Raw genomic sequence first — 18,701 nt, 5'->3', positions numbered from 1 at the left:
CTCGCCGTCGGGCGTCTCGCCGTCGCGGGTGGCCGCCGCCTGGTTGTTGCCGGGCCGCCGCCACGCCCTCGCGGGAGGGGCGCCGCCTGACCCTTGCCGGGAGGGGCGCCGCCTGACCCTTGCCGGGAGGGGCGCCGCCTGGTGTTGCTGGGCCGCGGCCTCGCCGTCCCAGGGGACCAGCCCCGCCCTTGCGGGAGGGTCGCCACCTCGCCGTCGCGGGGTGCCGCCCGGTCCAGGCCGGCACCCCGGTCGGAGGGCGCCGTCGGTCCGCAGGCGGATCCCCGGGGCGCCGGTCCGTCCCGGGGCGGACCGAGGACCGACCTGGCAGCGGACGTGTCCGGGGGCCCGGCTCCCTAGCCTCTTGGGCATGCATCGACTGACCCGCGGCGCCGCCGCCGCACTGATCGGACTGTCCCTCGCCGTCACCGGATCCGGCGCGGCCCAGGCGTTACCCGCGCCGGCCGCCGCGTCCGCCACCGCCGGGAACGGCGACCACGTGCGCCTCGCCCTGCCGCGCCCCACCGGTCCCATGGCAGTGGGCCGCGACACCCTGCACCTGGTCGACACCGGCCGTCCCGACCCGTGGGTCCCGGAGGCCGGGGCGCGGGAACTGATGGTGTCGCTGTACTACCCCGCCCGCAGCGCGCGCGGCCGGACCGCCCCGTACATGACCACCGAGGAGGCCCGCGCCTTCCTGGAGGACCGCGACCTGGCCGGCACGGTGCCCGCCGCCACGCTCAGCGGTACCCGCACCCACGCCCGCCCCGGCGCGGCCCCGGCCCGCGGCACCTACCCGCTGGCGGTGCTCTCGCCCGGGTTCACCGTCAACCGGGCGACGCTCACCCTGCTCGCCGAGGACCTCGCCAGCCGGGGGTACGTCGTCGCCGCCGTCGACCACGCCTACGAGTCGGTGGGCACCGCCTTCCCGGGCGGCCGTCTGCTCACGTGCGCGGCCTGCGACCCGGCGAGGGAGCGCGGGTACGCGACGGTGGCCCGCGGCCGCGCCCAGGACGTCTCCTTCCTGCTCGACCGCCTGACCGCCCGGCACCCGGCCTGGCGGCACGCCCGCATGATCGACCGTACGAGGATCGGCATGGCGGGCCACTCCATCGGCGGCGCCTCCGCCGCCACCACCATGGCGGCCGACGAGCGGGTGCGTGCCGGGGCCGATCTCGACGGCTCGTTCGCGGAGCCCGTGCCCGCCGGCGGCCTCGGCGGCCGCCCCTTCCTGATGATGGGCACCGAGGAGCCGCAGAACTCCTGGGTGCGGGACTGGCCCCTCCTCGACGGCTGGAAGCGCTGGCTGACGGTGACCGGCTCGGGCCACTTCACCTTCACCGACGTACCCGTCCTCGCCGACCAACTGGGCCTGCTGCCCCCGGAGGAGCCCCTGTCGGGAGAGGTGTCCCAGCGGATCACGCGGCGCTACACGGCGGCCTTCTTCGACCTCCACCTCAAGGGCATCGCCCAGCCCCTGCTGGACGGTCCGTCGGCGGAGCACCCCGAGGTCGTCTTCCAGCGGTCCGGCTGAGCCGGGTCGCGGGGGGCCGTGCCGGGCCGTCGTCGGGGCGGCTTATCGTGGCGGCATGGCGCACACCCCTCGGCACGGCCACGACCGCGAGATCGAGACGCTCCAGGAGTTCGACGAGGTCGTCGCGCGCGGCAGCCTCGTCGGACACCGGGTGCAGTCCGTCGACCTGACGGACCGTACGTTCGCGCTGCTCGGCGTGGAGACGACCGGTGCGATATTCCTGGGATGCCCGATGGAACCCGACGCCGCCGCGAAGGTGCGCGCGGACGGCGCACTGGTCTTCCCGCCCGTACCGGACCTGCCGTTCGACCCGTACCGGGGGCGCCTGTACTCCCCCGACGAGCTGTACGCGGGCCTCGGGGAGAACAGCTCCGGATACGCGGGGACGCCCGACGCCCGCGCGTACGCGTGGTTCCAGCGGACCAAGGCGGACGGTGACGTCTTCGCGTCGATGCTGCGCGCCGTGCACGACGACGCCGTCTCCGACGCGCTCGACGAACATCTGCGCGGGGCGCGGGTGGTGGGCGTGATGGGCGGTCACGCCATGCACCGGGGCACGGACGCGTACGCCGGCGCCGCCCGCCTCGGCCGCAGTCTCACCCGCGCCGGGCTGACCGTCGCGACCGGTGGCGGGCCGGGCGCCATGGAGGCGGCCAACCTGGGCGCGTACGCCGCGCCGCACGACGACGCGATGCTGGACGAGGCCCTGCTGCTGCTCGGCAAGGAGCCGTCGTACGGCGCGTCGGTGGGCGACTGGGCGCGGGCCGCGTTCGAGGTGCGGTCGCGCTGGCCGGGGGGCGGCGACTCGGTCGGCATCCCGACCTGGTTCTACGGGCACGAACCGCCGAACGCGTTCGCCGCGCACATCGCCAAGTACTTCTCCAACGCCACCCGTGAGGACGGGCTGCTGGCCCGCTGCACCGCGGGCGTCGTCTTCCTGCCGGGCGCGGCGGGGACGGTCCAGGAGGTCTTCGACAACACCACGCCCAACTACTACGGGTCGCGCGGCGAGCCGACCCCGATGGTCCTGGTGAACCGCACCCACTGGACGGAGCACCTCCCCGCCTGGCCGCTGCTGCGGGCCCTGGCCGCGGGGCGCTCGATGGAGGCCCGGATCGCGCTCGTCGACACCGTGGAGGAGGCGCCGGAGGCGCTGCTGCGGCTCGCGGCCGAGTAGCGCCTCCGGGCTTCCGCCCGCCGCAGACGGGTCAGTTGGCGTCGACCAGGTCGTGCGGGGGCACGGTCACGGTCCGGGCGCCGGGCTTGCCGCCCAGCACGATCTTGCGGAGCGCGCTGTTGTTGTTCAGGTTGGTCTCCTTCAGGCGCTTCTCCGGGTTCGCCAGCACCTGGATGTAGTAGGTGCCGTTCGGCACGCCGGTGATGTCGAAGGACTGGCCGGGCAGGTCCTGCGTGTACGTGTCACCGGAGCCGACGTCGAGAACCTCGCGGACGGAGATGGAGTTCTCCACACCGCACGCGGTGGACAGGTCGGTGTTGTACGGGTGCCAGTTGGCGTTCTTCACCGTGTAGTCGACGGCGTCGGTGTTGGCCAGGCAGAAGGCTTCCTTGCCGCTGCGCACGGCCTCCTTCTTGTCGGCCTTCAGCAGCCGGTAGCTGGCGAAGTCGGTGAAGTGCCAGTGCTCGTGGCCCGGCCGCGGGTCCCACTCCATGGTGCCGGTCGGCGTGTAGCCGACCTGCTTGCCCTTGGCGTCGTAGAAGTACTGGTAGGCGTCCATCAGCTCCTTGCCGGGCGAGCGGAAGCCGTCGACCACGAGCTGGGCGGGCCCGGCGTTCCACACGTTGGCGCTGAACGCCAGGTAGTCCTTGCCCGCGACCTCGTCGGGTCCGTCGCTGATGGTGATGCCGTAGGCGGGCAGGGACCGCAGGTCGGGCTTGGGCACGTCCGGCACGGCCGGCTTGCCCGTCGGGCGCTTCGGTGCGGCCTTGAGCGCGGGCGCCTTGCGGGAGCCGTCGGTCCGGCCGGCGCCGTCACCGGCGGCCTGCGCGGCCTTCATCTGCGCCCTCTTCAGCGCCCAGGGCAGCGCGGGCGGCGCGGGCGGGTAGGGGCCGTGGCCCACGTTGTACGAGGGGCCCGCGCCGCTCGTCGGGGCGGCCAGGTCGGCCGCGGGGGCGCGCTTGGCGGCGTGACCCGCGTGACCCGACGGCCCGGCGTGGGCACCGGGTGCGGCGTGCCCGGCGTGGGCACCCGCCTTCGGGGCCTGCTTGGAGGCGGCCACGCCCCGGCCTTCCTCGGTGCTGACCTCCTTGACGGTCACCTTGACCGCCCGGGGCTTGTCCTCGATGCCGAACACGTCGCGGTAGCGCTTGTCGACGGACACCTTGGCGGTGTAGGTGCCGGGCTTCAGCACCACCGGCTCGGAGTCGTAACCGGAGAAGGTGTTGGACGCCCAGCCCTTCTCGACTCCCCACACGGAGCCGAGCGTGAACGGGTTGACCGGGCAGCTCTCGGGATACTTGGAGGTGGCGGGAGCGTCCGGGCGGACCCGGCCCGAGGCGTTGTTGGGGCAGAAGTCCTCGGTCCTGGTCAGCACGGTCTTGCCGGTCGCGTCGGTGACGGTGATCCGGGTGAAGCCCGGCAGGCCCTTGAAGTCCTTCACCAGGCCCTTGGGGAGGGCCTTGGTCCGGGTCGTCTTCCCGTCGCGGACGATCTGCTGGGTGACGACCTGCTCCTTGTAGGAGGCGCGCTTCACCTGGAGCTCGAAGGCGGCCTTCTCGGCCGTCAGGTACGTACCCAGGTCCAGGTAGACACCGGGCTGCTCCTTCGAGGAGTAGAGGGTCACCGACGCGGACGCGGCGATCAGGCTGAGCTTGGGAGAGAGTGGTGCCTTCGGTGCTTCGGGCGCGGCGGCCACCACTCCGGCGATCACGGCGGTCGCCGCGGCGACGGCGATCCCCGAGCGCCAGAGGGTGCCCCGGTGAAGTCTGGTCATCATTCCTCGTCTTCCACGTTCCTGGTGGGCCGGGAACGCACGGCCGGCGCGGGGGAATCCGGTCGGCGGCTGAGGCGCGACGGGCTCACGGGCACCGGAGTGCTTCCCTGTCCGTGGAGAGCGACCGGCGGGAGCGCGGGTTGTCCGCACCGTGCCGGGCCGTGGATGTTTGGCCGAAACCACACCATTGAGCAGGGATCAGGTCGTTGTACGGGCGTTCCGCCGTCCCCGCGGCGTCGGTTGTGGTAGCGCCCGCTTCCGCGCACCTTGCCCCGCATCGGCCGCAGGGCGCCCGGCAGCCGCCCCGGAGGCGCCTCGTACACTCCCGGCAGGGAGATGAGACATGGGGCTACGGCTCAAGATAGGTGCCACGATCACCGCCACCGCCGCGCTGGCCGCCCTCGTGACGGGCGTGCAGGTGCCGCGGCTGATGGAGGACCGGGGCCGGGACCAGGCCATGGAACGGCTCCTGGTCGCCGAGCGCATGTACGAGCAGTTCGGCCGGCCCCGCTTCGGGCTCAGGATCGACCCGCCGAACATCCCCGACGAGTTGCGCCGCGAGGCCCTCGCCGGGCGCCGCGCCACCTATGTGCAGGTCGACGGGGACAGCCGGCAGATCTGGGCCGCCACCTCGGTGGACGGTCACGTCCTGGCGCTCAAGCAGCACGAGGACCCGCTGTCCGGTGAGCTCCAGACCGGAATGTTCATGGCCGGGCTCATCGGTACGGCGGTGGCCACGCTCATCGGGCTGCTGCTGGCGACCCGTCTGGGCCGGCGGCTGCGGCTCTCCGCGCGGCGCGCCGCGCAGATCACCGGCGGCGACCTCGACGCCCGGCTCCCGGACTCGGGCCGGGACGAGATCGCCACCCTCACCCGGGCGGTGAACACCATGGCGCAGGCGCTGGGCGACCGGCTGCGTGCGGAGCGCGAGGTGACGGCGAACATCGCGCACGAGCTGCGCACCCCGGTCGCGGGGCTGGTCGCCGCCGCCGGGCTGCTGCCGGACGGCCGGGCCGAGTCGATGGTCAAGGAGCGGGTCGCGCGGATGCGGGACCTGATGGAGGACGTCCTGGAGGTCGCCCGGCTGGACAACGGCGGCGAGCGGGCCGACCTGCGGACGGCCGAGCTCGGCACGCTGGCCCGCCGGGCGGTGCGGGCCGTGGAACCGTCGGCCGGGGTACGGCTCGACATCGTTGCCGACGCGTTCGTGGAGACCGACGGGCGGCGCGTGGAGCGCGTCCTGACCAACCTGGTCAGCAACGCCCTGCGGCACGGCAGGACACCGGTGGTGGTCGAGGTCGAGCACGGGGTGGTGCGCGTGCGGGACCGGGGCGACGGTTTTCCCCCGCACCTCCTGGCGCACGGGCCGCGGCGCTTCCACACCAGCGCGGTGGGCAAGGGACTGGGCCTCGGCCTGACGATCGCCGACGGCCAGGCACGGGTGCTCGGCGCCGGGCTGTCCTTCACCAACCCGGACGACGGCGGCGCCTGCGCCGTACTGGACCTGACGGCATCCGTGCGCGACGACGTACGCGACGACATGCGCGACGGGGTGACGCAGGACGCGCCGGGAGACGGGCGCGCGGCGGACCAGCAGGCGGAGAAGGGGCACGCGGCGGACCGGCCGGCGCAGGCGCGTGACGGGGGCGTGCCCGGCGGCGGGACGCACGACGGACCGGCCGCGGGCTGACGGCCGGCGTCAGGGCCGCGCCCCCACGGGCGCACCCGGTACGGACACGGCAGCCGCGCGGCCGGTGCCGAGCCGGCCTCAGTCCAGGACGACGACCTCGTCGGCGGCGAAGGTCACCCCGACCACCGCGCCCTCCACCGGCGCGTCACGCAGGGGGCACTCCGCCTCCAGCGGCGGTGCCGCGCCGGCCGCGGTCGCCTCCGGGGCGAGGCGGAGCGCGACGTGGTGGCCGCGGAAGGTGCGGGCTTCGACGGTGCAGCGCAGCCCCTCGGCCGCGTCGCCGAGACGGACGCCGACGGGCCGCACCAGCAGGTGCGCGGGCCCCCGGGGCGTGCCGGCGGGCACCGGGATCCTGCCCCAGGGGGTCTCGGCGGTCCCGCCGCCGACCGTGGCGGCGACCACGTTGTCGAAACCCAGGAAGCGGGCGACGAAGGCGGAGGCCGGGCGCTGCCAGACCTCCAGGGGCGTACCGCTCTGCTCGATGCGCCCGTCCCGCATGACGACGACCCGGTCGGCCAGCGCGAACGCCTCGCCCTGGTCGTGGGTGACGGCGAGCACCGTCGTCCCGAGCCGCCCGAACAGGTGCCGCAGCTCCACCACGAGCCGCTCGCGCAGCCCCCGGTCGAGCTGGCCCAGCGGCTCGTCCAGCATCAGCAGCCGGGGGCTCGGGGCCAGCGCCCTGGCCAGCGCGACGCGCTGCTGCTCACCGCCGGACAGCGCGGCGACAGCCCGCCGGCCGGCGCCGGGGAGCCCGACGAGCTCCAGCAACTCCCGCACCCTCTCGGCCTGTTCGCGCTTCGAGGCGCCCCGCATGCGCAGACCGAAGGCGACGTTCCCGGCGACGTCCCGCTGCGGGAACAGCTGGTGGTCCTGGAACATCAGGCCCACGCCGCGCCGGTGCACGGGCACCCCGGTCTGGTCGGCGCCGTCCAGCAGGACGCGGCCCTCGTCCGGGGCCAGGAGGCCGGCGACGACCCGCAGCAGGGTCGACTTGCCGCTGCCGCTGGGGCCGAGCACACAGACGATCTCGTGGTCGGCGACCGCGAGGTCCACCGCGTCGAGGGCGGCGCGGGCCCCGAAGCGTACGGTCACGCCGTCAAGTCGCAGCATGGTCAGAACTCTCCGGAGCGTTCGGTGATGCGGATCCGTTCGAGCAGCAGCAGCGCCACCGCGCACACCGCCATCAGGATGGTGGACAGGGCCATGGCCTGGCCGTAGTTGAGCTCCCCGGGCCGCCCGAGGAGCCGCGCCACGGCCACCGGCAGCGTCGGGTTGTCGGGCCGGGCGATGAACACGGTGGCGCCGAACTCGCCCAGCGACACGGCGAACGCGAACCCCGCCGCCACCAGCAGCGCGCGCCGCACCAGCGGCAGGTCGACCTCGCGCCACGCCCGCAGCGGCGACGCCCCGAGCACGGCCGCGGCCTCCCGCAGCCGCTCGTCCACGGCGCGCAGCACCGGCAGCATGGTCCGTACGACGAAGGGCACACCGACCAGGGCCTGGGCGAGCGGCACCAGGATCCACGACGAGCGCAGATCGAGCGGCGGCTCGTCGAGGGTGATGAGGAAGCCGAAGCCGACGGTGACGGCGGACACGCCGAGCGGCAGCATGAGCAGCGCGTCGAAGCCGCGGACCAGCCGCCCGGCCCGCCGGGTGAGCGCCGCGGCGGCGAGCCCGCCGACCACCAGCGCGACGGCGGTGGCGGCGAGCGCGTACTGCAGCGAGTTGCCGATCGCCTCGACGGGCGGCACGAGGAAGGTCCCGCCGCCCGCGTCGGCGTCCTGGAGGGCCCGGTAGTAGCCGAGGCCGCCGGACCCGCCGCCGAACGAACGCTGGACGAGGACCCCGAGCGGCAGCAGGAGCAGCAGCACCACGGTGAGGAGCACACCGCCGAGCAGCGCCCACTGTCCGGCCCCGCGCGGCAGCCGCGCGGTCTGCGCCGGGTCGACCAGTCGCAGCGCCGTCTCCCGCCGGCGGACCGTCCAGGCGTGCACGGCGAGGATCGCGCCCACGGCCGCGAACTGCAGCAGCGTGAGCACGGCCGCCGTCGGCAGGTCCAGCAGCTGCGCCGTCTGCCGGTAGATCTCCGCCTCCAGCGTCCGGTACGCGGGCCCGCCGAGGATCTGGACGATGCCGAAGGAGGTGTACGTGAAGAGGAAGACCATCAGCGCGGCGGCGGCCACGGCGGGCGCGAGCGCCGGCAGCGTCACGCGTCGCCAGGCACCGAACCGGGAGGCGCCCAGGACCCGCGCGGCCTCCTCCTGGCGCGGGTCGAGCTGCGCCCACAGTCCGCCCACCGTGCGGACGACGACGGCGTAGTTGAAGAAGACGTGGGCGAGGAGGATCGCCCACACCGTGGTGTCCAGCCGTACGCCCCACAGCTCGTCGAGGAGTCCGCCCCGACCGACGAGCGCGAGAAACGCGGTCCCCACGACGACGGTCGGCAGCACGAACGGCACGGTCACCACGGCCCGCAGGACCTGCTTGCCGGGGAAGTCCAGCCGGGCGAAGACGTACGCCGCGGGCAGCCCGATCAGCAGGGTGAGCGCGGTGGAGGCGAGCGCCTGCCAGGTGGTGAACCACAGCACGTCGGCGATGTCCGGCCGGCCGAGCACCTCGCCGAGCCGCCCGAGCTGCCAGCCGCCGTCGTCCGCCCGCAGCCCGCGGCCGACGATCGCGGCGACGGGGTAGGCGAAGAAGACGGCGAAGAACGCCACGGGCAGGACCATGAGTCCCGCCCGCAGCGCGCTGCGCCGGAGAGAGGTCACTTCAGGACGAGCGAGGCCCACGACCGGATCCACTGGTCGCGCTTCTCGGCGATCTTCGCGGGTGCCACGGTGTGCGGCTTGTCGATGGTCGCGCCGTGCGCGGTGAACAGCTCCGGCAGCTCGGCGTCCTTGATCACCGGATTCACGAACATCTGGAGCGGCATGTCCTCCTGGAACTTCTTGCCGATCATGAAGTCGATGAGGGCCTTGCCGCCGTCGGGGTTCTTCGCGCCGGTCAGCAGGCCGGCGAACTCGATCTGGCGGAAGCAGGTGCCGGTGGAGACCCCGGTGGGCGCCTCGGCCGGCTTCGGCTCGGCGTAGAGCACCTCGACGGGCGGGCTGGAGGCGTACGAGACGACGAGCGGCCGGTCCGCCTTGGCCTCCTTGCCGCCGGCGGAGCCGGAGAACTCCTGGTTGTAGGCCAGCTCCCAGCTGTCGACCACCTTGACGCCGTTGGCCTTGAGCTTCTTCCAGTAGTCCTGCCACCCCTCGTCGCCGTAGCGGGCGGCCGTGCCCAGCAGGAAGCCGAGGCCCGGGGACGACCGCTCGGGGTTCTCGACGACGAGGAGGTCCTTGTACTGCGGCTTGGCGAGGTCGTCGAAGGTCTGCGGCGGCGCGAGCTTCTTGTCGGCGAAGTACTTCTTGTCGTAGTTGACGCAGATGTCGCCGCTGTCGACGGGCGTGACCCGGTGTTTGTCCCCGTCGAGCCGAAGGGCGCCCGGGACCTGGTCCAGGCCCTTGGCCTCGTACGGCTCGAAGAGCCCGTTGTCGAGGGCGCGGGAGAGCAGGGTGTTGTCGACGCCGAAGAAGACGTCGCCCTGGGGGGCGCCCTTGGTGAGGATGGCCTTGTTGACGGCCTCGCCGGCGTCGCCGCTCTTGAGGACCTTCACCGTGTAGCCGGTCCGCCGGGTGAACTCCTTCAGGACGGCCGGGGAGGCGTTGAAGGAGTCGTGGCTGACGAGCGTCACGGTCTTCGACGCCGTACCGCCGCCCTCGGACTTCTTGTCCGCGTCGCCGCCGCAGGCGGTGAGCGTCGTGACGCCCAGCGCGGCGGCGAGGGCGCCGGCCGCGATCTTCGTGGTGGTGCTCACTGAGATTCCTCCTGGGTGTGACCAGGAAGAGACGCGGCCCTGCCCACCGGAACCGTCCGGCGGGCAGGGCGCAACAGCTCGAGTAACGACCGAACTTCCTACCCAGAATGACCTGGGCGAGGTTCAGAGGGTCTGCGGCCCGGTGACCGCACTCTCAGCGCTGTGGCGCTCCCCTGTCGGAATGTGCAGGTGTGTTCGAGCTCAGACTACAAGGTCAGCGTTCTGCCGCCGCCAGCTGTCCACAGGCGCCGTCGATCTCCTGGCCGCGGGTGTCCCGCACGGTGACGGGGACGCCGTGTGCGGCGATCGCCTCGACGAACGCCTTCTCGTCCTCGGGGCGGGAGGCGGTCCACTTCGACCCGGGCGTCGGGTTGAGCGGGATCAGGTTGACGTGGACCCTCTTGCCCTTGAGCAGCCGGCCCAGCAGATCGCCGCGCCACGCCTGGTCGTTGATGTCGCGGATGAGCGCGTACTCGATGGAGACGCGGCGGCCGGACTTCTCGGCGTACTCCCAGGCGGCGTCCAGCACCTCCCGGACCTTCCAGCGCGTGTTGACGGGGACGAGGGTGTCGCGCAGCTCGTCGTCGGGGGCGTGCAGCGAGACGGCGAGGCGGCACTTGAAGCCCTCGTCGGCGAAGCGCAGCATGGCGGGCACCAGGCCCACGGTGGAGACGGTGATGCCGCGCTGCGACAGGCCGAGGCCGTCGGGCTCGGGGTCGGTGAGGCGGCGGATGGCGCCGACGACCCGGTTGTAGTTGGCGAGCGGCTCGCCCATGCCCATGAAGACGATGTTGGACAGGCGGGCCGGGCCGCCGGGGACCTCGCCGTCGCGCAGGGCGCGCATGCCGTCGACGATCTGGTGCACGATCTCGGCCGTCGACAGGTTCCGGTCGAGGCCGGCCTGGCCGGTGGCGCAGAACGGGCAGTTCATGCCGCAGCCCGCCTGCGACGAGATGCACATGGTCACGCGGTCCGGGTAGCGCATGAGGACCGACTCGACGAGGGTGCCGTCGTGGAGCCGCCACAGGGTCTTGCGGGTGGTGTCGTCGTCGCACGAGATGTGGCGGACGACCGACATCAGGTCCGGCAGCAGCTCCGCGGCGAGCTTCTCCCGGGACGCGGCGGGGATGTCCGTCCACTCGGCCGGGTCGTGCGCGTACCGCGCGAAGTAGTGCTGCGAGAGCTGCCTGGCGCGGAACGGCTTCTCGCCGATCGCGGCGACGGCTTCCTTGCGCTCGGCGGGCGAGAGGTCGGCGAGGTGCCGCGGCGGCTTCTTCGCGCCGCGGGGCGCGACGAAGGTGAGTTCTCCCGGGGCGGGGCGTGCCATGACCTGGTACTCCTCAGTAGGACGAGGCCGCGGTACGTGAGCCGGGTGACCTCACCGGATGATCCCCGCGGTGCGCGGGGCCGAAAGGGCCCGCCGCGTCGACGCGACGAGCCCTTCCAGGGTAACCGGATGCCGCTGCGGCCTGTTCCCGGCGGCGCACCGGCGCCACCGGGCGGCCACCGGGGACCGTCAGCCCGCCCCGACGAAGATCACCAGCAGCAGCCACACCACCGGCGCCGTCGGCAGCAGCGAGTCCAGGCGGTCCATGATGCCGCCGTGCCCGGGGAGCAGCGTGCCCATGTCCTTGATGCCCAGGTCCCGCTTGATCATCGACTCGCCCAGGTCGCCGAGCGTGGCGCTCACCGCGACCGCGAGGCCCAGCAGCAGGCCCTGCCACCACGTACCGCCGTCGATGGCGAACTCCATGCACAGCGCGCCCGCCGCCATCGCGAACGCCACCGCTCCGGCGAGTCCCTCGCGGGTCTTGCCGGGGCTGATGCGCGGCGCGAGCTTGTGGGTGCCGAAGCGCCAGCCGACCGCGTACGCGCCGGTGTCGCTGACCACGGTCAGCAGCAGGAAGGTGAACACCCGCAGGGGGCCGTCGTCCGCGGTGAGCATCATCGCCACGAACGTCGCGAGGAACGGAACGTAGAAGGCGGCGAACAGACCAGCCGTGACGTCCTTGAGGTAGCCCTCGGGGGGGTCGGTCATCCGCCACACGAGGACCGCGAGCGCGGTGAGCGCCATCGCCACCCAGGCGCCTTCGGCTCCGCGTGCGTAACCGGCCACGACCATCGCCACGCCGCCGACCGCGAGCGGCACGAGCGGGGCCTTGATGGCCTTGCGCTCCTGGAGGCGCGAGGTCAGCTCCCACAGCCCGACCACGACGGCGACCGCGACGACACCGACGAAGACGGCCTTGACGATGAAGAGCGAGGCGATGATCACCGAGCCGAGGCCGACCCCGACTCCTATCGCGGCCCGCAGGTCCCGGCCGGCCCGCTTCTTCTGGTTCTGGGGCGGCCCCGGCTGCTCCGGCTGTCCCGGGGGCTGCGGCGCTCCCGACGGCGGGGTCATGGGCTCCTGCGGCATCTCGTCACGGAACAGGGGACCGCTCGGCCGAGCGGTCCCCCGGTCACGGGTGTCGTCCTGGTGTCCGCTTCCGTATCCCGAGGGGGGAACGTCGGCGGGTACGAGGGGCATGGGCCGCGTCTGCTGCGCGTCCTGCCCATCGTATGCGGGACCCGCCGGGGCTGCCGGGGCGTGGCCCGCGGCGAGCCCCTGGTCGGGCGGACCCCAGTAGCCGCCATTCGGCGGGGCCCCCCAGGAAGAGTCGTTCATCAGACCTCGAGCAGCTCGGCTTCCTTGTGCTTGAGCAGCTCGTCCACCTGCGCGACGTACTTCGCGGTGGTGTCGTCGAGCTCCTTCTCGGCGCGGCGGCCCTCGTCCTCGCCGACCTCGCCGTCCTTGACGAACTTGTCGATGGTCTCCTTGGCCTTGCGGCGGACGGAGCGGATCGAGATCTTGGCGTCCTCGGCCTTGCCCTTGGCCACCTTGATGTAGTCGCGGCGGCGCTCCTCGGTGAGCTCGGGGAACACCACACGGATGATGTTGCCGTCGTTGCTCGGGTTGACGCCGAGGTCCGAGTCGCGGATGGCCTGCTCGATGTTGCGCAGCGCGCTCTTGTCGAACGGGGTCACCACGGCCATGCGCGGCTCCGGCACGGAGAACGACGCCAGCTGGTTGATCGGCGTCAGGGCGCCGTAGTAGTCGGCGACGATCTTGTTGAACATCGCCGGGTGCGCGCGGCCGGTGCGGATCGCGGCGAAGTCCTCCTTGGCGACCACGACGGCCTTCTCCATCTTCTCCTCGGCCTCGAGGAGGGTCTCTTCGATCACCACTTGCTCCTGCGTGTCTTGAGTAGGCGCGTCTTTACGCTCCTGCACGGTGTCCGACCGGCAGGGCTTTGTCCATCCCCGGATCAGGGCACATCGGGGGTGGGACGGGTCGGTTCGGGACGGACCCGGTCGGGCCCGTCAGTTCCTGGTGCCCTGGTCGCTCACGAGCGTCCCGATCTTCTCACCCTTCACCGCGCGGGCGATATTGCCCGCCGCGAGCAGTTCGAAGACGAGGATCGGCAGGTTGTTGTCGCGGCAGAGGGTGATGGCGGTGGCGTCGGCGACCTTGAGGTCCCGGCCGAGCACCTCGCCGTACTCCAGCGCGTCGAACCTCACCGCGTCGGGGTTGACCTTCGGGTCGGAGTCGTAGACGCCGTCCACGCCGTTCTTGCCCATGAGGAGCGCCTCGGCGTCGATCTCCAGGGCGCGCTGAGCGGCGGTGGTGTCGGTGGAGAAGTAGGGCATGCCCATACCGGCGCCGAAGATGACGACGCGGCCCTTCTCCAGGTGGCGCACGGCGCGCAGCGGGATGTAGGGCTCGGCGACCTGGCCCATGGTGATGGCGGTCTGGACCCGGGAGTCGATGCCTTCCTTCTCCAGGAAGTCCTGGAGGGCGAGGCAGTTCATGACGGTGCCGAGCATGCCCATGTAGTCGGAGCGCGCCCGGTCCATGCCGCGCTGCTGCAGCTCTGCGCCGCGGAAGAAGTTGCCACCACCGATCACTACGGCGATCTCCGCGCCGTCGCGTACGACCGCGGCGATCTCGCGTGCGATGGCGTGTACGACGTCGGGGTCGACGCCGAGGCCGCCGCCGCCGGCGAACGCCTCACCGGACAGCTTCAGCATGAAGCGGCCGGACTTTTTGCCGTGGTTGTCGTCGCCCTGTGCGGCGCCCTGATTCATGGGGATCTCCTCGTGCACATACGAAGAAGGCCACTGCCGGGGGTACTGGTGATCCCTAGCGGCAATGGCCTCCTCGTCAGATCTGCGGACGTCCGGTCGCTCACGCGCCGATGTCCACGTGGGAAACCCTAGCGGGCTGCCCGGTCGATCGCGTACCGGCTCAGATGCCGACCTTGATGCGGCTGAAGCGCTTCAGGGTGACACCGGCCTCGTCCAGGATCTGCTGGACGGACTTCTTGTTGTCCAGCGCGTACGGCTGGCCCAGGAGGGTCGCGTCCTTGAAGAAGCCGTTGAGGCGGCCCTCGACGATCTTCGGGAGCGCGGCCTCGGGCTTGCCCTCGGCGCGGGTGGTCTCCTCGGCGACGCGGCGCTCGGCCTCGACGACCTCGGCCGGGACGTCCTCGCGGGAGAGGTACTTCGGCGCGAAGGCGGCGATGTGCTGCGCGACACCCTTGGCGATCTCGGCGTTCTCCTTGTCGAGCTCGACGAGAACACCGATCTGCGGGGGCAGGTCGGGCATGGTGCGGTGCATGTAAGCGGTGACGTAGCCGCCGGAGAACTGCGCGAAGCGGTCCAGGACGATCTTCTCGCCCAGGTTGGCGTTGGCCTCGTCGACGTACGCCTGGACGGTCTTGCCGGGCTCGATCTCGGACGCGAGCAGCGCCTCGATGTCGGCCGGGGAGGTCTTGGCGACGTGCTCGGCCAGGGCCGTGGCGACGCTCTGGAACTTCTCGCCCTTGGCGACGAAGTCCGTCTCGCACTTCAGCTCGACGAGCACACCGGAGGTGTTGTCATCGGCGATGAGGGAGACGACGGCGCCGTTCTCGGCGGAACGGCCCTCGCGCTTGGCGACGCCCTTCTGGCCCTTGATGCGCAGGGCCTCGACGGCCTTGTCGACGTTGCCGTCGGACTCGTCCAGCGCCTTCTTGCAGTCCATCATGCCGGCGCCGGTGAGCTCGCGGAGCTTCTTGACGTCAGCGGCGGTGTAGTTCGCCATGATCTGTGAATCTCTCTCGAAGTCTGGAAGATCTACGAAGATCTAGGGGTGAACGGCGGGGGCTTCGTGGGCCCCCGCCGTCTCCTGCCGAACCTGAAAGGGTCAGGCCTGCTCGGCGTCCGCGGCCGGAGCCTCGGCGGCCGGGGCCTCGGCCGGGGCCTCCGCAGCGGCCTCGGCCGGCTTCTCGGCGGCCTCGTCGGACTCCGCCTTCTTCTCGCCCTCGAGCAGGTCGCGCTCCCACTCGGCCAGCGGCTCGCCGGCGGCCTTGTCGCCCGGCTTCTGGTCGCCGGTGGCGGCGCCGGAGCGGGCGATGAGGCCCTCGGCGACGGCGTCGGCGATCACGCGGGTGAGCAGGGTGACGGAGCGGATCGCGTCGTCGTTGCCCGGGATCTTGTAGTCGACCTCGTCGGGGTCGCAGTTCGTGTCGAGGATCGCGACGACCGGGATGTGGAGCTTGCGCGCCTCACCGACGGCGATGTGCTCCTTCTTGGTGTCGACGATCCAGACGGCGCTGGGCACCTTCTGCATCTCGCGGATACCACCGAGGGTCTTCTCCAGCTTGGCCTTCTCGCGCGAGAGGACCAGGAGCTCCTTCTTGGTGAGACCCGAGGCCGCGACGTCCTCGAAGTCGATCGCCTCGAGCTCCTTCAGACGCTGCAGGCGCTTGTAGACCGTGGAGAAGTTGGTGAGCATGCCGCCCAGCCAGCGCTGGTTGACGTAGGGCATGCCGACGCGGGTCGCCTGCTCGGCGATCGCCTCCTGCGCCTGCTTCTTGGTGCCGACGAACATGATGGAGCCGCCGTGCGCGACGGTCTCCTTGACGAACTCGTAGGCGCGGTCGATGTACGACAGCGACTGGAGCAGGTCGATGATGTAGATGCCGTTGCGCTCGGTGAAGATGAAGCGCTTCATCTTCGGGTTCCAGCGACGGGTCTGGTGACCGAAGTGGACGCCGCTCTCCAGCAGCTCCCGCATCGTGACGACGGCCATGGCCGTATCTCCTTGAATTCTCGGTTGTGTCCTGACGCCCCGACGCGCTGCTGCCACGAAGGACCGAAGAGCGCTGCCACGGCTTGTGAGGGCTGTGGCGGGGCGTGCGAAGTCGACCCGGTGACCCGGGTCGCCAGAAGAAGTGTACGGGACCTCGGCAGCAGCGGGTGACGGCGCTGTCCACAACGCACCGCCCGTCCACAGCCCGCGGCGCCCGCCCGGCGCCCTGCGCCACAGTCGTCCCATGCGCCTGATCACCCTGCTGCTCGCCCTGGCCACCGCGCTCCCCGCCTCCTGGGCGGCGGACCCTGCGGGCCCTGCGGCACCCTCGCGACCCGGCCCCGCCGGGGAAGCCGCCGCCCGGCCCTCGGGCACCGGTACCGGCCCCGCGGCGGAGGACGGGGACGGGAGCGCCGCCGGGGGCGCCGTCGGCCCCGCGAGCGGTACGTGGCCGGTGGGGCCGCCGCGGCCCGTGGTCGTACGGGGCTGGGAGCCGCCCGCGTCGCCGTACGGGCCGGGCCACCGCGGGGTGGACCTCGCCGCCCGGGCCGGTACGCCGGTGCGTGCCGCGGCCGCGGGGCGGGTGTCGTTCGCCGGCCCGGTGGCGGGGCGCGGCGTCGTGACGGTCACCCACCCGGGCCCGGGGCCCGGGCTGCGCACCTCGTACGAGCCGCTCCGGCCTGTGGTGACCGTGGGCACGGAGGTGGCGGCGGGACAGGTGGTGGGCCATCTGACGGCCGAGCTCCCGCACTGTCCCCCGACGTGCCTGCACTGGAGCCTGCGCCGCGGCACCGTCTATCTGAACCCCTTGTCGCTGCTGCCTCCGCACCTGCTGGGGCGCCGCCCGTCACGGCTGCTGCCCGTGTGGGGCGTGGACGGCGCGGGGGCGCTTCCCCGGGGGCCCGCCGCAGGGAGCCGGCGGCGGGGAGGTCAGGTGCCGTGGACGCCGTGAAGGGCCATCGCGACCGCGGCGCCCGCGATGGACTCCGGGTGCTCCGCCGCGCCGAGCTCGATGCGCCGGACCGCCGCGTCGACCATGCCCTGGAGCAGCATCGCCGTCAGCCGGGGCTCCGCCTGGCCGAGCTCCGCGAGCGCCTCGACGATCATCGCGATGAGCCCCCCGTGGGCGGCGCGGATCTTCTCGCGGGCGCGGTCGTCCAGCTCGCCCGCCGAGATCGCGACGACCGCCCGGTGGCGCCGGTCCCCGACCAGTTCCAGCTGCTTGCGGACGTACGCCTCGACCTTGCCCTCGGGCGTGTCCGCCCGTTCCATCGCCGCCTCGACCTCGGCCGCCCACACGGGGAAGTCCACCGCGCAGAGCTCCTCGACCACCGCGGCGCGGGAGCGGAAGTACTCGTACACGGAGGACCTGGCGAGGCCGGTGCGCTCGGCGAGTGCGGGGAAGGTCAGCGCCTCCGTCCCGCCCTCGGACAGCAGGGAACGCGCGGCGTCCAGCAGGGCGCCGCGCTGCATGGTCCGGTGCTCGGCCACGGAGGCCGCTCGAATCCTGGGCACGGCTCCACTTTACGGTTCACGTTCGTCCGTTCGACCTCATCGGCCGACATCGGCCAGCTTCGCCCGCAGCTGCAGCACCGACTTCGTGTGGATCTGACTGACCCGGCTCTCGGTCACACCGAGCACGTTGCCGATCTCGGCCAGGGTGAGGCCCTCGTAGTAGTAGAGGGTCACGACGGTCTTCTCCCGCTCGGGCAGCGTGTTGATCGCCCGGGCGAGCAGCCGTCGCAGCTCGCGGTCCTCGGCGACCTCGACCGGGTCGTCCGCCGCGGTGTCCTCCAGCGTGTCCATCAGGCTGAGCCGGTCGCCGCCCTCGCCGCCGACGTGCAGCAGCTCCTCCAGCGCGACGACGTTCGCCAGTGACAACTGGCTGAAAACCGCGTGCAATTCCTCCAGGGCGATGCCCATCTCCGCGGCGACCTCGCTCTCCGAGGGCGTGCGCCGCAGCTGCGCCTCCAGGGTGGCGTAGGCGCGCTCCACCGCCCGCGCCTTCTGCCGCACCGACCGGGGGATCCAGTCCAGCGCCCGCAGTTCGTCGATCATCGCGCCCCGGATCCGGGTGATCGCGTACGTCTCGAACTTGATCGAGCGCCCGATGTCGAACTTCTCGATCGCGTCGATCAGTCCGAACACCCCGGAGGAGACGAAGTCGGCCTGCTCCACATTGGACGGCAGGCCGACGCTCACCCGGCCGGCCACGTACTTCACCAGCGGCGAGTAGTGCAGGATCAGCTGTTCCCGCAGCCGCTCGTCGCCCGTGTCCTTGTACGACCGCCACAACTCCTCGAGCGACGAGGGTGCGGGCGGCCGTACGGTGCCCCGCGCGGCGGGGGGCACCGCCGCGCGGTCGGACCCGGAGGTGTGCTGGGGCATGCGTCGCCTTGAGCCGTTCTGGGGTGAGCTGATGGTGAGCCGGTACGGGGAGCGGAAGGATTAATTCTGGTGAGCGTAGCGTGACTGGACGGTCGCAGTGCGCTAAGGAGGCCGCATCATGCCTCCCCGGGGGCGTGCCGTCGGCCGCATCTTCGAATGGGACCGGC

Annotated in this window: 16 protein-coding genes and 1 riboswitch; of the genes, 4 read left to right on the top strand and 12 right to left on the bottom strand. The window is 72.4% G+C overall.

The annotated features are described in order from the left end of the window. Nucleotides 1–367: 367 nt before the first annotated feature. Nucleotides 368–1,531: an alpha/beta hydrolase family protein gene (locus IH00_RS0117845; protein ID WP_031074731.1), complete on the top strand. Its 1,164-nt coding sequence runs from the start codon at nt 368–370 to the stop codon at nt 1,529–1,531. A gap of 55 nt (nt 1,532–1,586) precedes the next feature. Further along, nucleotides 1,587–2,708: an LOG family protein gene (locus tag IH00_RS0117840; RefSeq protein ID WP_031074730.1), complete on the top strand. Its 1,122-nt coding sequence runs from the start codon at nt 1,587–1,589 to the stop codon at nt 2,706–2,708. 31 nt (nt 2,709–2,739) lie between these two features. Here the strand turns inward: IH00_RS0117840 and IH00_RS0117835 are convergent, their stop codons facing one another. After that, nucleotides 2,740–4,485 (bottom strand): lysyl oxidase family protein, encoded by a 1,746-nt coding sequence (locus tag IH00_RS0117835; RefSeq protein WP_031074728.1) that lies wholly within the window; start codon nt 4,483–4,485, stop codon nt 2,740–2,742. A gap of 340 nt (nt 4,486–4,825) precedes the next feature. Here IH00_RS0117835 and IH00_RS0117830 point away from each other — a divergent pair, with 340 nt between their 5' ends. Then, the gene (locus tag IH00_RS0117830; RefSeq protein WP_063835399.1) at nt 4,826–6,172 is read left to right on the top strand and encodes a sensor histidine kinase; all 1,347 of its coding nucleotides are present in this window, start codon (nt 4,826–4,828) and stop codon (nt 6,170–6,172) included. 78 nt (nt 6,173–6,250) lie between these two features. Here the strand turns inward: IH00_RS0117830 and IH00_RS0117825 are convergent, their stop codons facing one another. From IH00_RS0117825 to rpsB, 9 genes are all read right to left on the bottom strand, one after another. Then, complete coding sequence (locus IH00_RS0117825; protein ID WP_031074724.1) at nt 6,251–7,282, bottom strand: ABC transporter ATP-binding protein; 1,032 nt, start codon at nt 7,280–7,282, stop codon at nt 6,251–6,253. Nucleotides 7,283–7,284: 2 nt separating this feature from the next. Continuing rightward, the gene (locus IH00_RS0117820) at nt 7,285–8,901 is read right to left on the bottom strand and encodes an ABC transporter permease (RefSeq protein ID WP_031074723.1); all 1,617 of its coding nucleotides are present in this window, start codon (nt 8,899–8,901) and stop codon (nt 7,285–7,287) included. Between the two features lie 35 nt (nt 8,902–8,936). Beyond that, entirely contained in the window at nt 8,937–10,031 is a 1,095-nt protein-coding gene (locus IH00_RS0117815; protein WP_031074721.1) for a thiamine ABC transporter substrate-binding protein, read from the bottom strand. Between the two features lie 77 nt (nt 10,032–10,108). After that, nucleotides 10,109–10,216, bottom strand: a riboswitch (TPP riboswitch). Nucleotides 10,217–10,245: 29 nt separating this feature from the next. Continuing rightward, on the bottom strand, nt 10,246–11,358 hold the full coding sequence (gene rlmN / locus IH00_RS0117810) for a dual-specificity RNA methyltransferase RlmN (RefSeq protein ID WP_031074719.1): 1,113 nt from the start codon (nt 11,356–11,358) through the stop codon (nt 10,246–10,248). A gap of 189 nt (nt 11,359–11,547) precedes the next feature. Further along, nucleotides 11,548–12,699: a phosphatidate cytidylyltransferase gene (locus tag IH00_RS0117805; RefSeq protein ID WP_031074717.1), complete on the bottom strand. Its 1,152-nt coding sequence runs from the start codon at nt 12,697–12,699 to the stop codon at nt 11,548–11,550. After that, the gene (gene frr / locus IH00_RS0117800; RefSeq protein WP_031074715.1) at nt 12,699–13,256 is read right to left on the bottom strand and encodes a ribosome recycling factor; all 558 of its coding nucleotides are present in this window, start codon (nt 13,254–13,256) and stop codon (nt 12,699–12,701) included. Before frr ends, IH00_RS0117805 begins: the two co-directional genes overlap by 1 nt. Before the next feature lie 138 nt (nt 13,257–13,394). Beyond that, nucleotides 13,395–14,159 carry a UMP kinase gene (gene pyrH / locus IH00_RS0117795; protein ID WP_031074713.1) on the bottom strand — a complete coding sequence of 255 codons (765 nt, stop codon included), beginning with the start codon at nt 14,157–14,159 and terminating at the stop codon, nt 13,395–13,397. A 160-nt stretch (nt 14,160–14,319) separates the two neighbouring features. Further along, entirely contained in the window at nt 14,320–15,156 is an 837-nt protein-coding gene (tsf, locus tag IH00_RS0117790) for a translation elongation factor Ts (protein ID WP_031074711.1), read from the bottom strand. 102 nt (nt 15,157–15,258) lie between these two features. Next, entirely contained in the window at nt 15,259–16,146 is an 888-nt protein-coding gene (rpsB, locus tag IH00_RS0117785) for a 30S ribosomal protein S2 (protein WP_031074709.1), read from the bottom strand. Between the two features lie 244 nt (nt 16,147–16,390). Between rpsB and IH00_RS37435 the strand changes: the two genes are divergently transcribed. Beyond that, nucleotides 16,391–17,098, top strand: a complete 708-nt coding sequence (locus IH00_RS37435) for a murein hydrolase activator EnvC family protein (RefSeq protein ID WP_063835397.1) — start codon at nt 16,391–16,393, stop codon at nt 17,096–17,098. Here the strand turns inward: IH00_RS37435 and IH00_RS0117775 are convergent. Then, on the bottom strand, nt 17,077–17,637 hold the full coding sequence (locus tag IH00_RS0117775; RefSeq protein WP_031074706.1) for a TetR/AcrR family transcriptional regulator: 561 nt from the start codon (nt 17,635–17,637) through the stop codon (nt 17,077–17,079). The two genes, IH00_RS37435 and IH00_RS0117775, sit on opposite strands and share 22 nt — an antisense overlap. 60 nt (nt 17,638–17,697) lie before the next feature. Continuing rightward, nucleotides 17,698–18,534, bottom strand: coding sequence for an RNA polymerase sigma factor WhiG (gene whiG / locus IH00_RS0117770; protein ID WP_031074704.1), 837 nt, complete (start codon nt 18,532–18,534; stop codon nt 17,698–17,700). Between the last annotated feature and the right edge of the window lie 167 nt (nt 18,535–18,701).

Source organism: Streptomyces sp. NRRL S-118 (assembly GCF_000716335.1).
GTDB lineage: Bacteria > Actinomycetota > Actinomycetes > Streptomycetales > Streptomycetaceae > Streptomyces.
This window is presented reverse-complemented; position numbering and strand designations above follow the sequence as displayed.

Excerpts from the sequence above, each read along its gene's own strand:
- IH00_RS0117840 (WP_031074730.1), top strand. The coding sequence starts at position 1,587 with ATGGCGCACACCCCTCGGCACGGCCACGACCGCGAGATCGAGACGCTC.
- IH00_RS37435 (WP_063835397.1), top strand. The coding sequence starts at position 16,391 with ATGCGCCTGATCACCCTGCTGCTCGCCCTGGCCACCGCGCTCCCCGCC.
- IH00_RS0117835 (WP_031074728.1), bottom strand. The coding sequence starts at position 4,485 with ATGATGACCAGACTTCACCGGGGCACCCTCTGGCGCTCGGGGATCGCC.
- IH00_RS0117805 (WP_031074717.1), bottom strand. The coding sequence starts at position 12,699 with ATGAACGACTCTTCCTGGGGGGCCCCGCCGAATGGCGGCTACTGGGGT.
- IH00_RS0117820 (WP_031074723.1), bottom strand. The coding sequence starts at position 8,901 with ATGGTCCTGCCCGTGGCGTTCTTCGCCGTCTTCTTCGCCTACCCCGTC.
- rlmN (WP_031074719.1), bottom strand. The coding sequence starts at position 11,358 with ATGGCACGCCCCGCCCCGGGAGAACTCACCTTCGTCGCGCCCCGCGGC.
- whiG (WP_031074704.1), bottom strand. The coding sequence starts at position 18,534 with ATGCCCCAGCACACCTCCGGGTCCGACCGCGCGGCGGTGCCCCCCGCC.
- IH00_RS0117830 (WP_063835399.1), top strand. The coding sequence starts at position 4,826 with ATGGGGCTACGGCTCAAGATAGGTGCCACGATCACCGCCACCGCCGCG.
- rpsB (WP_031074709.1), bottom strand. The coding sequence starts at position 16,146 with ATGGCCGTCGTCACGATGCGGGAGCTGCTGGAGAGCGGCGTCCACTTC.
- IH00_RS0117845 (WP_031074731.1), top strand. The coding sequence starts at position 368 with ATGCATCGACTGACCCGCGGCGCCGCCGCCGCACTGATCGGACTGTCC.
- tsf (WP_031074711.1), bottom strand. The coding sequence starts at position 15,156 with ATGGCGAACTACACCGCCGCTGACGTCAAGAAGCTCCGCGAGCTCACC.
- pyrH (WP_031074713.1), bottom strand. The coding sequence starts at position 14,159 with ATGAATCAGGGCGCCGCACAGGGCGACGACAACCACGGCAAAAAGTCC.
- IH00_RS0117825 (WP_031074724.1), bottom strand. The coding sequence starts at position 7,282 with ATGCTGCGACTTGACGGCGTGACCGTACGCTTCGGGGCCCGCGCCGCC.